Annotated in this window: 10 protein-coding genes; 8 read left to right on the forward strand and 2 right to left on the reverse strand. The window is 65.0% G+C overall.

The window, feature by feature from the left end; all coding sequences use genetic code 11:
• The first annotated feature begins 128 nt into the window (after nt 1–128).
• From MKAN_RS08285 to MKAN_RS08320, 8 genes are all read left to right on the forward strand, one after another.
• Entirely contained in the window at nt 129–560 is a 432-nt protein-coding gene (locus MKAN_RS08285; RefSeq protein WP_023367159.1) for a DUF5313 domain-containing protein, read from the forward strand.
• Nucleotides 561–1025: 465 nt separating this feature from the next.
• Nucleotides 1026–2180: a PPE family protein gene (locus tag MKAN_RS08290; RefSeq protein WP_036445571.1), complete on the forward strand. Its 1155-nt coding sequence runs from the start codon at nt 1026–1028 to the stop codon at nt 2178–2180.
• 107 nt (nt 2181–2287) lie between these two features.
• Nucleotides 2288–3154, forward strand: coding sequence for a WecB/TagA/CpsF family glycosyltransferase (locus MKAN_RS08295; RefSeq protein WP_023367163.1), 867 nt, complete (start codon nt 2288–2290; stop codon nt 3152–3154).
• On the forward strand, nt 3123–4676 hold the full coding sequence (locus MKAN_RS08300; RefSeq protein WP_036393559.1) for a sugar transferase: 1554 nt from the start codon (nt 3123–3125) through the stop codon (nt 4674–4676). Before MKAN_RS08295 ends, MKAN_RS08300 begins: the two co-directional genes overlap by 32 nt.
• 13 nt (nt 4677–4689) lie before the next feature.
• A complete protein-coding gene (locus MKAN_RS08305; protein ID WP_023367167.1) occupies nt 4690–6165 on the forward strand; it encodes a flippase in 1476 nt (491 codons plus the stop codon).
• 133 nt (nt 6166–6298) lie between these two features.
• The gene (locus tag MKAN_RS08310) at nt 6299–6856 is read left to right on the forward strand and encodes a serine acetyltransferase (RefSeq protein ID WP_036393830.1); all 558 of its coding nucleotides are present in this window, start codon (nt 6299–6301) and stop codon (nt 6854–6856) included.
• 127 nt (nt 6857–6983) lie between these two features.
• The gene (locus MKAN_RS08315) at nt 6984–8999 is read left to right on the forward strand and encodes a glycosyltransferase (protein ID WP_023367171.1); all 2016 of its coding nucleotides are present in this window, start codon (nt 6984–6986) and stop codon (nt 8997–8999) included.
• A complete protein-coding gene (locus MKAN_RS08320; protein WP_023367173.1) occupies nt 8996–10048 on the forward strand; it encodes a glycosyltransferase in 1053 nt (350 codons plus the stop codon). The genes MKAN_RS08315 and MKAN_RS08320 overlap by 4 nt, the downstream gene beginning before the upstream one ends.
• 18 nt (nt 10049–10066) lie before the next feature.
• On the opposite strand, the gene MKAN_RS08325 is transcribed toward MKAN_RS08320, so the two are convergent.
• Complete coding sequence (locus tag MKAN_RS08325; RefSeq protein WP_023367175.1) at nt 10067–11017, reverse strand: class I SAM-dependent methyltransferase; 951 nt, start codon at nt 11015–11017, stop codon at nt 10067–10069.
• 19 nt (nt 11018–11036) lie between these two features.
• Nucleotides 11037–13037 carry a hypothetical protein gene (locus tag MKAN_RS08330; protein ID WP_036393563.1) on the reverse strand — a complete coding sequence of 667 codons (2001 nt, stop codon included), beginning with the start codon at nt 13035–13037 and terminating at the stop codon, nt 11037–11039.
• Nucleotides 13038–13746 lie beyond the last annotated feature (709 nt).

Genomic DNA, 13746 nt, shown 5'->3' on the forward strand with positions numbered 1-13746 from the left:
TTGCCCCGCCCCCTTCTCGAGCGGATCATCGTTGGCAAGCACCGTCCCCGGCGGTGCGACGGGCCAGACCGAACGCTTGCGGGTATGCACGGGCATACATGGGTACGACCGAACCATGAGGAGCGGCGATGACTTCTCCGGCGGCCGGACGACCCAATTTCCTGCAATACCTCGCGTACTCGTACGGCCTTCGACGCCTGCCCGACTCAATGCGAAGTTGGGTCGCACGGGATCTGGCCGGCAAGGGAGCGGTCCGCCGGTACATGCTCTTGACGGCGATACCGCCGCTGCTGGTACTGGCACCGTTCTGGCTACTGCCCGCGTCGCTGTACGTGCATCTCGAGATGACGCTACCGATCTACATTTGGGCGTTGCTGATCTCGCTCGCACTGAACAAGGTGTGGCGGCGGCACCGCCTGGCCCAGCATGGGTTGGACCCGAACCTGGTTGATGCGATCAAGCGGGAGAAAGACGCCAAGATGCACGAGGAATACATCCGGCGTTACGGCCCGCGCCCCGAAGAGGCGAAGCGGTACTCGAACAGCAATCCGTTTTTCTGACGACGCTGCTCGATGGGGGTAGCGAAATTGGACCCCGCTTCGAGGTGCTTGCGTTGCCGGTGTAGTCACCGCGACCGGCGCGCTACTGAACGCCGAGAACCCCGGACCCGGAAAACGGACTGCCGCGTGGCTCAGCGAACGAAAACGATACGGACAGGATGTTAGAACCGCTATCATACGACTGTCAGTTTACTGACCTGCTGAAATCTTCACATCTATGAGGGTAGGTAACGAGTTCGGATACTGACGGTCGGAACGAGCACTGTGGCTCGGCTCCCGTATCCGTCAGCCTGCACGCGTTAGGGGAGAAGTGAATGTCTTTCGCCACCGGGGCTCCGCGATGACCGGCGGAAAGCTGGCTTCGGCAGCTCCTGCAGCAGAAGTGCGGCCCGCGGCAGCCGACTCGGCCGCGAGGGGGATGCGCTTCGCCGCATCTCAGGAGCCTAGCTACGGCCAGGGTTTGACGTGATGGATTTCGGTGCCTTACCGCCGGAGGTCAACTCCGTGCGGATGTATGCCGGCCCCGGCCCGGGATCGCTGGCGGCGGCCGCGGGGATGTGGGACAGCTTGGCCGCCGAACTGCACGCGACAGCAGGTCATTACCGGTCGGTGATCGCGGGATTGACCAGCGGACGCTGGCTGGGCCCCGCATCACTGTCCATGGCGTCGGCACTCGGACCCTATGTGGCCTGGACGGCCGGGGTGGCCGCACGCGCAGCGGAGACGGCTAGTCAGGCCGTGCTTGCCGTCGAGGGCTATGAGGCGGCCTTCGCGATGACGGTGCCGCCGCCGGTGGTCGCGGCCAACCGGGCTCTGCTGGCGGCACTGGTCGCCACGAACTTCTTTGGTCAGAATTCGACGGCGATCGCGGCCACCGAAGCCGAATACGGCGTGATGTGGGCGCAGGACGCCGCGGCGATGTATGAATATGCCGCAAACTCGGCGACCGCTTGCGAACTGACCCTGTTGATATCGCCTCCGGAGGTCATCAACCCGGTCGGTCTGGCCGGGCAGAGCACCGCAGTCGCCCACGCCGCAGCCGCGTCGGGAGCAGAGCAACTATCGCTGGCCGGCCTGGTGTCCTCGGTTCCGGCCATGCTGGACGGGCTGGCCTCACCCCTATCCGGGCTTGCGGAATCATCGTCGTCGCTGATGCCCACCCTCGCAACCGTCCCGGTCTATGCACTTCCCAGCTATTTCATGGCCGCGGCGACCCCGCTCTATTCGTTGTCCTCCATCCTCGGAATGGCCCAAACCGCACAGGGTTTGGCGAGTGGGGCAGCTGCGGCTGCGCAAGCGGCAGCAGAAGGGGCAGCGGGTGCGGTCAGCTCGGGGGCAGGTCTGATTGCATCCGTGGGTCCCGGCGTGGTGGGCAGCATGGGCAACGCGGCCTCACTGGGCCCGTTGTCGGTGCCGGCGAGCTGGACCAGCGTGATCCCGACGGCGAACATGGGCGCCGCCGCCGCGTTGCCGAACGGCCTCGATGCTGCCAACGCGGCGCCAAGCCTATTGGGCGCGGCGCCGCGATCCGGTTTGACCGGTCCGGGCCGATCTGTCGGTCCCCGATACGGGATTGTCCCCACGGTAATGACCCGTCCACCGGCTGCCGGATACACGTAGGCCTCGACATGCCCGTTCAATGGCTAGGTTCTCGGAATCTCTCCGGCGCAGCTGCATCCGGTGCTCCCCCAAGCCGTCGAGAACGGCATCGAGCAGGACATCAGCTGATGAGCGTGGACACGCTGCCCGAAACCGGTGTGCGCATGATCATCGGCGGCACCATAGTCGAGCGCCGGGAGTTCGACGACGTGCTGTCGATCATCGCGTCACGACTGCAATCCTCACCCACGGCGAGCTTGGCCGTGGGCTCGGTGAACCTCGACCACCTGTACCACTTCCGCAAGGTCATGTCGGCGCCCACCGGTCCCCTGGAGTGGTTGCTACTGGCCGACGGCATGCCGATCGCCTGGCGGGGCCAACTGCTCACCGGCAAGCCGTGGCCCCGGGTCACCGGGGCCGACCTGCTTCCCGGCGTGTTGGCGCTGGCCGAAACGACCGGCCAGCGGGTCGGCTTTTTTGGCGGTAGCCCCGAAACCCATCGGCTGCTTGCCGGCTTGTTGCGGAAACGTCATCCAGCGCTTGCCATTTCGGGGATGTGGGCACCGGACGCCGATGACATCGAATCGCTTTCTGAGCGGCTGGCGGCGACCATCCGCACCGCGCGCACCGATATCCTGATCGTCAGCCTCGGCAAGCCGCGTCAAGAACAGTGGGTTGACCGGTACGGCTGCGCGACGGGTGCCCGGGTCTTGCTGCCCTGCGGCGGCGCCATCGACTTCCTGGCCGGCAAGACCATACGAGCACCGGGATGGATGCAGAAACTCGGCCTGGAATGGTTGCACCGACTGATCAGCGAGCCGCGGCGGCTGGCCCGCCGTTATTTGCTGCAGGGCCCTATCGCCTTGCTCCGTACCGCACGCGCGCAGCTGATCTGCTATCCCAGCGCGGGCTGGCCGGGCACGCCGCCAAGTGATCGCCGCGATATCAGCGGCGCCGTCCGCGATGCCGCGCGGCCCGAGCCAGCAACCGTGTAAGGGAAAGCGAGCCAGCGTGATCCCGTCACTTCATCGCCGAACCGACAATTCGCGGGTAACTCTGGCTCCGGTGCGCACGCCCGACCGCAATACAATCGGGCGCTGGCAGCACCGGTATTCACAGCGGCTGCTGATCACCGACTCGGTGATCGTCTTCGCCTCGGTTATGCTCGCCCAATACGTCCGCTTCGGCGATTCGCCGAACAAGTCGGGTTACCCGGGCCCGGTGATGACGCTGTTCTCCTTTCTCTTCGCAGCGCTCTGGCTTTCCTCTCTGGCGATATTTCACACGCGATCACCGCACGTTGTCGGAGTGGGAATCGACGAGTACCGGCGAATCAGCAGCGCATCATTTTGGACATTCGGGATCATCGCAATGGTGACACTTCTCGCCAAGATTGACTTGGCCCGGGGCTATCTGGCGGTGGCGCTTCCCGTCGGCACCCTGGGATTGCTGACGAGCCGAAACAGCTGGCGCAGGTATATCCGCCGGAAGCGAACCCGGGGCGAATACCAGACGATGTCACTGGCTATCGGAGACCGCCAAGGACTTTCACGCCTGGCACACGAACTGGACCGCAACCCACTCGACGGCTACGTCGTCGTCGGTGTCTGCATTCCCGGCTATGGCCCGCCCCGCGGCGAAATCCTGACGGTCGAAGGCCGCAAAGTCCCGATTCTCGGTGACGAATCCTATGCGGTGGCAGCGCTTGACGCCTGCGGCGCGGACACCGTCGTGGTGACCCAGACCGAGCATTTCGGCGAGCACGCGATCAGAAACTTGATGTGGCAGTTGGAGACGATGGACGTGGACCTGGTGTTGTCGCCGGGGGTGATGGACATCGCGGAAGCGCGATTGACCGTGCGACCGGTCGCCGGATTCCCGCTGCTGCATGTCGAAAAGCCGCTATACACCGGGGCCCAGCGCTTTCAAAAGCGGACATTCGACTTCTGTTTCGCGCTGGCGGCGCTGATCCTGGTATCGCCACTTCTCATTGCGTCTGCTATCGCGATCAAGCTGTCCAGCAAAGGACCGGTATTGTACCGGTCCGAACGTATAGGTATTAATGGCGATCCCTTCATGATGCTTAAACTCCGAACCATGGAGGCAGACGCCGACACACAAATCGACCGCCTGTTATCGATGAATCAGGGCGCTGGTGGAATATTGTTCAAAATGCGTCAAGATCCCCGGGTCACTGCTGTCGGAAGATTACTCCGCAGATTCAGCATCGATGAGCTCCCCCAATTCGTCAATGTCATCAAGCAGGACATGAGCGTGGTCGGCCCGCGCCCTCCGTTGAGCCGAGAAGTCGACAACTACAACGGTGATGTGAAGCGGCGGCTCCTGGTGAAGCCGGGAGTTACCGGAATATGGCAGGTAAGCGGCCGCTCAGAACTCACCTGGGAAGAGTCGGTGCGGCTGGATCTGTCGTACGTCGACAATTGGTCGATGGCGGGTGATCTCATGATCATCGCCAAGACGGTGAAAGCCGTCTTGACGGGTCACGGAGCATACTAGGTGGCCGTGAGCCATGACTGAGCCGACGGCGCCCGGTGCGGTCGCACCATCGGTGCCCGTCGCGCGGTTGGCTCACGCGTTCTCGATCCAGCTGATCTGCCGCATGCTGGGGATGCTGGCCTCGGTGGTCTCGGTGGCAATGACCGCTCGTTACCTGGGTCCCGACCGCTACGGCCAGCTCACCATCGCGGTCGCATTCATCGGAATGTGGGCAAGCCTGGTCGATCTTGGCGTCGGGCGTGTGATCGTGCGTCGCGTGACCTCCGGCCGCGACGATCTGGAGCGCCTGGTCCGGATCTACAACGGGCTGTCCCTGCTGTATTGCGTTCCGCTCGCGGCGTTGGCGGCGGGAACCGGATTGCTGCTGTACCGCGACCACCAAGTGCGGGTGATGCTCGTGGTGTTGTCGACGCAACTGCTCATCGTGACGATGACGACACGGCTCGAGCCGGTGTTTCAGACCACCGTGCGGTTCTTCGCAGTGGCGGTCTCCGACGTCGTCGGGCGGTTGGCCACGCTGGCCGTGATCGCGCTTCTGGTAGCGGAACGCGCCGATGTCATCTGGTTCGCGGTAGTGCAGCTCATTCCGACGACCCTGCAGGTGCTGATCCAGAGCAGCGCTGCGGCGCGCCATGTTTCGTTGCGTCCCAGCTTCGCGCTGCGCGAGGCCGCGGATCTGTTGCGGGAGAGCCTCTTTCCGATGGGCGTGACAATGGTCACCGTCCTGTACTGGCGCGCCGACGGGGTGATCTTGTCCTTGGTGAACACCCATTCCGAGGTAGGCGTCTACGGCCTGGCGTCCTCGATCGCGCTCAACACCCTGGTGGTGTCGGTGTTCTTCCTCAAGTCCACACTCTCGACGGCCACCGAACTGTTCTCGCGCGACGTCGCGGCGTTTGCCGGCTTCATGCGCCGCAGTGTCGAGCTGATGTATTTTCTGGCGATCCCGGTGGCGGTTGTCGGTGCGTTGCTCGCCGGACCACTGATCAGGTTGTTCGGCAACCAGGCATTCGTTGGCCGCGGCACGCCGACGCTGGCATTGCTCTTCGTCGCGGTGGCATTGCGCTTCGTCACCACCACCCTGGGCGAGGGTCTGTTCGCCAGCCACCGCCAGCGGTTCTGGTTCTGGCTGTCCGTCGCCACCCTTGGGTTCAACGTCGCGCTCAATCTCGCCCTGGGCGCGCGGCTGGGTGCGGTGGGCGCCGGTATCGCGCTGGTGTGCACGGAATTGGCCAACATGACGATTGCCGGCTGGTGCCTACACCGTCAGTGCGGTTACCGCACACCGGTGACGTTCCTGCTGCGGTTGCTGGTGCCGACCGCGGCGAGTGTCGCGGTGACGCTGCTGCTTTCGGGTCAACACGTGGCTCTCGTTCTGGGTGCAGCCGCCGCCGCATACCTGGCAACCAGCGCAGTGGTCGGCCCGGTCACCTGGCAGACGTTAGCCTCGTTGCGGACCTTGCCGAGCCGCCACCGGCTGGCGGCATGACGGTGAGAACGGACCGCGCGTGCCTGAGGAGCCCGGCCGGCGATACGGGGGTGTTACCGCCGGGACCCCCGAGCCCGGCAATACCACAAGTAAAGGCCGGTCACCTGATTGATACGTGTAGTACCGTGTGCCCGTGATCAGGACTCGCGAGGACTTGCGGGCATACCTGGCGGCGGACCTGAAAGCACACGGCCTGCAGCGTTGGCGGCTCCGCCACCGAATCTTGAAGCGCCCAGCCCATTTTCAGCGCCTACTGCGAAAATCCGAGTATTGGACAAATACCGCGCGGACGCCGGCAGCACACGTCGTCGCCGCATATCTGAGGCTACGAACCAAGTTCTTGGGCGAACGGCTCGGATTCGACATCCCGCGCAACGTCTTTGGCCCCGGTCTGTCGATAGCCCACGCCGGCCTGATAGTCGTGCACTACAAAGCTCGGGTCGGCGCGAATTGCCGGATTCATCACGGAGTGACGATAGGAGAAGGGCGTCCAGGCCAGTTCCCGACCATCGGCGACGACGTGTTCATCTCGCCGATGGCGATGGTGCTGGGTGCCGACGTCGGCAACCGCGTCGCCATCCGACCGGGTGCGGTGGTCACCAAATCGGTGCCGGACGACGTCGACGTCGCGGGCTCTCCGGCCCGGATCGTCAACGACCGCCACCCGGGTACGGCGCTCACCGAGGATTGACGGTGCCGGTAACAAGAGCGAATATCGTTGTCCCGCTGCTGCTCTGGGGCCTCCACGATTGTCCTAACGGCGGTTGCGGCGACGGCCTCCGCGCTCCCGCGGCCCTGGCACGGGAAGCGTTGCTGGCATGACCCGCGAAACGGACCGGGCATATCTGCAACGCCCAGCCGGCGACCCGCCCGCGCTGCCGTCCGGCCGGTCACTTGCGGTGCTGATTGTGTCCTGCAAGAACCACGACGGCCTCCAGACGTGCCTTCACAGTGTCGCCGAGCATTTACCTAAGCTGCCGGTCTATGTCTATGACAGCCGCGGCGGGGGACGCCCCGGTCGCGAGGAACTGGTCGCCCGCCACCCGGCGGTTCACTGGGTGTCGGGACCGGTGAGCCGTGGCTTCGCCGCAGCCTTCAATACGCTGGTGACGCACGCACCGAGCGACACCGATCTGCTGTTGCTCCATGCCGATGCCCGGGTGCGGGGACCGTTGACCCGCACCAGAGAACTGCTTCGCCGGCCTTGGGTGGCGGCAGTGTCGCCGATGGTGTGTGACGACACCGCACCCGGTCGGCCACCGTGGGATATCGCGGCCCGCCGCCAGACCCTGATCCGGGCGCTGGTTGCCGCTGCCGGCTACTCCGACTCGCTGCGCGGCATGCCGATCTCGCCCCGCTACGCCCGCCAGCCACCCGAATCCCAAAGCATCGAAGGCTGTTTGGGAGCTACCTGTCTGGCGATCAGCCGTACGGCATGGAACGCCATCGGCGGTTTCGACGAGGAGTTCTTTCGCTACGGCGAGGCCGCCGACTGGCAAAACCGGGCCCGCGCGGCGGGTTGGCGCATTCTGCTGGCCGACGAAGTGGGCGCCGACCGGGGTAATCGGGTGACCGGTGCGGATGCGCACGTTACCGGCTCGACTCACGAGGGCGCCGTCGCGGCAGCCCAACACGACCGCAACCGGGACTTGGCGCGCGCCAACGCCGCGCTGCTGCTCGAACATCAACACAGCGTTCACCACGCGGACGTCTACCTGGCCGCCACCAAGCTGGTGGAGCGACTGCAACGATCGAAGCGCGCCGCCGGCAGCAGCGCTGCGGCCGGCCATCGAACGGGCCTGCCGGCGATCGTGATCGTCACCAACCGCCTCGTGTACGGCGGTGCTGAGCGTCAAAAAGCGCTGCTGGCAACGGAATTGGATCGACGGGGCTATCCGGTCACCATTGTCTGCGTCCAACGGTTCGGCCCGCTGATCAACGAAATCCCGCACAGCGTGCGGGTGGTCCGCCAGCCCTGGTGGGCGCCGATCGTCGACATTCCGGCGGGTCCGGCGGTGCTCATCAGCGGCGACACCAACACCGAGACTGGATTTGCCACGCTGTGGCGCGCAGCTGCCAAGAGCCGGCGATGGTTGGTCGCCGCGCACATTCCGCCGGAAGACAACCGGCCCATCTACTCTCGGCCACTGACCGCGGCGATGCGCCGTGCTGACGGATTTATTGTTCTGGCACAACGTCATTGGGAGATGCTAACCGCACACCATCGACTAGGCGGACGGCGATTCGTCGCACCCAACGGCGTCGCCGCGGCCGGCGACCCGGCCCCCCCGATCCGGGGCGTCGGTCAGCCGCCGCACCTGGTGATGCTCTCGCGGATCGTCGAGCACAAGAACCCGCACCTGTTGGTCGAAGCGCTGGCCGGCCTCACCGAGATGCGATGGAGGCTCTCGATTTTCGGTGACGGCCCCGACCGGGAGCGGTTGCAGGCGCGCACTCCGGCCGAGCTGCGCGACCGGGTTCAGTGGCGCGGCTGGTCGGCGGGCCCCGGGCCGGCACTGGCCGACGCCGATCTGCTTTGCGTCCCAAGCCGTTCCGAGGCCTTCCCGCTGGTGATACTCGAGGCGATGGCCTGGGCGGTGCCGGTTGCGGCGTCGGCGGTTTGCGCGGTGCCGGAAATGCTGGACTTCGGAAGGGCGGGGTTCGTCGTCGAACCCGTGTCGGTGTCGGGATGGCGAGAACAGCTGGCCAAGATCCTGGCAGACCCCGCCGCGCTGCCATCGGTTGGTCGGCGCGGCTTCGAACGGATGCAACAGCACTACACGGTTGCGGCAATGGCCGATGCCTACCTCGATGCGATCGACGCCGTGCTATGAATTCGCCTCGGGTGCTTTGGCTTTCACCGTGGATGCGGCCGCTGGCACGGGTGCAGGCGGAGGCGCTGATCCGGCACGGCGCCGAGGTACTGCTGGTGACCTCCGACCAGCATCCGGAGTCCGACGACGCCCGTGACTACGAGTTGGTGCTCGACCCACGGTTTCGCACGGCGGCAACCTGGCCCGCGAGCCTCAGGGCGTGGCGCCGTGTCCGTGACTACCGGCCGCATGTCGTGATCGCCGAGCTGGTTCGCGATCCCCGCTGGATCGCACTGGCCGGGCGGGCTCCGCGCATCCAGCTGGTGCACGACGACAGTCCGCACGACGCCATCGAACACCGGCCGGCCTACGAACATGCCATCTTTGACCGCTGGGGCGCCCGCTCGGCGGCCACCGTGACCTACAGCGACTACGTCGCCGCGGCCGTCGCCACCCGACTCGACGTCGCGGGCACCCGGGTGCATGTCGTGCCGCTCACCAGCGACCTGGCCCCGGCCCTGGTGCCGCCGCTCGTTGGGCCCGAAGGACGCCATGACTTCGTGATGATCGGCCGGCTGCACCCCTACAAGAACGTCGAGGTGGTGCTGCAAGCCTGGCAGCGACACGTCGGCAGCGGCTGGCGCGGTGACAACCTGGTGCTCATCGGCGGGCCACTGGACGCCGGCCCGCTGCCCAAGCACACCCGCTGGCTTCCCGGCAGCTATCGCTACCGCGACGTCGTTACGACGCTGGCCGCCGCGAAGGGCTCGGTCGCCCACTACCGGCGCGCTTCACAAAGCGGCGTGCAGGTGCTCTCGATGCAGCTGGGCGTGATGCCGATCGTGTCCACCGCCGGTGCGCTGCCCGAATACCAGCCGCCCGGCCGCCCGCCAATCGGTATCGACGACGTGGCCGGTCTGGCCGCCGCCTTCGACGCGCTGGCCGACCCGGCCGCCGCGGCACGACAGGGAGCCGCGGCAGCACGCCACTACGCGCGGCGATTCGCCGCCGACCACGCCGCGGATCGCTTGCTGGACGTCATCGCAGCGGTCGTGCCCCCCCGGCCTTGACCAGGAAGCGCGCGAATTTCATTTCTCGGCGACGAGGGAGAGGGTTTCGGAGAAAACGCCGAACGCGGAAAGCATTTTCCCGCACCCACGGCGTACGGCGGGAGCGCTTAAGACGCGCAGAAATCTTTCCGCCAAGAATTCGGCCCGCAGGAATAGAATCCCCGCCGCGTCCGGTCCGGCGAATCTATTTACGCCCGATGCGGTGAGCATCAGTCGGAATCGCCTGGGTACAAATCCATAACGTATGGAGCGGTAACCGGCCCGCTGCGCGGCGTCGACGAGTTCCCGGCACGTGTATTCTTTCAGGTGCATCCCCGCCGCCTCGCCGCATTTGAATACGCGCGAGACGTCGTGCGGGCCGGTATATCGATGAGGGGTGTTGAAGATATATTTACCACCGCCTTTCAATATAGTTCGGACGCTTCGCAGATGACTATCCAGATCGTCGGGGTGGATATGCTCGATGACCTGGTCTGACACCACGATGTCGTAAGTTTCGGGAGGCTCGAACGCATCGAGGTGCACCCCGTCGGATATCGCCCAGGAAGGATTCGCGCGCGACTCGGGCATCAATTTCTGTCCGCGTTCGCGGGTGATCTCCGTGCCTCGACAGTCATAACCACGAGCCGCCAGGAACGAAATCAGGCCGCCCTGGCCGGAACCGATTTCATAGATCGATTTGGGAGGTTCGCCGATCAGTTCGAGCCATCTGCCAAATTTCTGATGAGGCGATTGCGGATCGGCTTTCCCGGAAAACTGATTGAGCCACTCCAATTCCGCATAGAGGCGGGTGTAGCAGTGATCAAAAGTATCCCACCGGTCTTCGGGCCCCGATTGACGCAGTTCTGAGGTTAATCGTTTTTCCAGATCCCAGTGAGCTAATATCATCTGCTCGGTGATGTTCACCTCGGCCGGAATGCCGTAGGTCTTCTTGTAGCGCGAGATTAATTTGGCTCCCCTGGGTTCCACTGGTATTCCCCGTTGACCGTCAGCCCCGCAGCCTTCCGCGACGGCTACGCAGCACGATTACCGCTGCGCCGGCGACGGCCAGCACAGCCCACGCTCCGCCGAACCACCACAGCCATCCCCAGTCGGAGTGACTCTCGGATGCCGCAACCGGGCCGGGCATGCCCAGGCGATCGACGGTCACCGGGTCTTGTCCGGGTACCGCCACCAGCGCGACACCTTTGACGCTCGGCCATCGACTGCTGTCGGCGTCGAGCCATCTGAGGAGGTCGTCGAGCTGCGCGGACGCGCCGTTGGAGGTTGCGATCAGCAGCGACCGGCCGCGGTTGAAGACCGTCTGAAGGGATGCGAACCGCAGTGTCGGGTCCAGTGTGAGCTTGGTGGGCTTGCCGTCGGATCCGAAGGCATTGATGGTGATTGGCCCGGTGGGCCCCGCGGACACCGGAAGCACGATGTCGGGATGGTTCCATCCGTCGGCGGCGATCACGATCGCCGGAATTGACGAATCGATGGCTTGTTGTGGGCTCGTCACGGCGGTGTCGATGGGTATCGAGCTGGTTCGCTGCAGGCCAACCATGAGTTCGACGGCGCGCGCGGTGTCACTGAACGAGTGGGGCTCGATGCCCACCTGGACCTTGGGCATGAGTGCCTGCGGCACCGATGACAGCCCATCGGGCACCGGCGGCTTGGCGGGGCTGCTCTGCACGGTGGTGTCGCCGTTGATGGTCAACGACAGCAGCTGGTCTCCCGCGCCGGCGACGTAGAAGTCTCCGCACCGTCCAACGTTGCCCGAAATATCCAGCGTCACAGTAAGACCGGTCCACCGCTGCAGGAGCCGATCCGGGACATCGATCCAGCGATCAATGGCGCCGTGGCCGTCGGTGGGCCAGTGGTCGATGATTTCCGGGCCGACCGTTACTTCTATCTGACCGCTCATCGTGGTCGGCGTCGGAGAGTAGGACCCCCGCAGATGCACTCGAACCGAGTGGATGGATCTGCCGAACCGGGTCTGGTCCAAGCCGATCACCACCCGTGGTTGCAGCCCCGTGGAGTTGACCACGGGCTGCCCCAGCTCACGCAGCGTGGTGGTGTCGCCGGGCAGTTGGATGCCGCTCTGCAGCGATGTGACGACAGCCTTGGAAGCCAGCGCCAACCCGGACAGCTCGCTGAACAACAATGCTGTGTCGGATGCGTTGCTCGGCCCGAGCGGTCCGGAGATCAACAGCCACGGCACGCCGGTGGCGCCTTGAAGGGAAAGCCCGTTGTCGGGTCCCTCTTTGACGACGATCTGGCGTTCCTGTGGTGACGGCGGCGTCGGCGGCCCGGCCTGCCCTTCTTTCAACGGCACCACGTCGATCGCCGGGTTCTGTTTGCCGTAGTGCGCGGCGGCGGAGGTGGCCACTCGAATTGCCGTGTCGGACTCGGCTGCCGACGGCGATTCCGGCACAAATATGGTCAGTTTGCGCAGCACCGGCGGCAGGAAGTGGGCCACCGTGGTGGGCGGCTGTTCAACCCCGGTGTAGCCGACGGTTCCGTTGATCAACCGCAACGGACTCCATGGATAGACGCAGAATCCCTCCTGCGGCACCAGATGTGCGCGCAGCAACACCGTCGCCGAATCATTGATCACTTGTGTTCCGGCAAGCGGGATGACGATCGGCGCTTGGTCGGTGGTGGGCAGGTTCACCTTCGCGATTTGGCGCTCGTCCTGCGTGACGGTGATGATCCCGGACCGCAGGTTGATCGGCGGTTCCACGATCGCGTTCAAAGCCGCCGGTGTCAGCCCGCGCGGGACCGGCACGCTCAGCTGGATCGTGCCGTCCAAGCCGTAGAAAGCCATGGTGGAGCTGGAACCGATATCGGACAACGCCAAGGTCAACGAGGCCGTCGTTCGGGCCGGTTCGCCGGGCTCGGTCGTGGTGCCCGGTTCGGTGGGCTCCGCCCATGATGCGGGGGCGCTGACGGTCAACAATCCGATCACAGCGGCCAGCGCAATGACTCTGCCCATATATTTCCGACCCATCACCGGAACAGTATGCAGTGTTGAAGCCGCGTCGAAAGGCAATAGAGCTGAATCGCGGGTGCAGCTCACTGGGTATCCACTGAGCCATTTGTAAGGCAGGGCCGAGGTGGCCAGGGTGTCGTCCGTGGCCAAGCCGAATGATGCACGGCTGAGCAGGATTAGCAGGTTTGTAGACGAGCCCGAGACGCGTGTTCACTCGCCGTCGGGGCGGGCAACTGATCTATCACCCAAACCGCACGATTGACGGGCACGGTGCCGGACATACTTTTCCCGTCGCATTTCACACATTTCGTGGCTATCGGGCGCAGCCGAACCTGCGGTGACTGGCCGAACCCGCCGCTGCTGTACGCCGGTTGGTATTGCGCGAAAGCGTCCGAGCGACGACGCGCGGCGTCCTACAAATGACACCTGGCCCGAACTAGCGCTACTTGCCCCCGAGGTCTCCGGGGGTAGCGAGTCGGCGGCGGGGACTCACCCGCTTGTACGCCCGCTCGCACGAAGTTCTTGTGGCTTGGGTCGGTTGGCTGAAAGTCCTCCATGATGCTTGCTAGAGTTCCGGCTGATCAAGGTGTCGCGGTGGCAGCCGGGCCTGAGGTGGGCGGCCCGGGGACGCAGCCAGAACCAGGAGGCCTCGTCGTTGCCTAAACTACGGCTCCGCGAGAACCATCCAGGTAGCAACCAATCGACACCAACAGGGCCGGTCCGCTAT

The sequence above is a fragment of the Mycobacterium kansasii ATCC 12478 genome (assembly GCF_000157895.3).
Taxonomy (GTDB): Bacteria; Actinomycetota; Actinomycetes; order Mycobacteriales; family Mycobacteriaceae; genus Mycobacterium; species Mycobacterium kansasii.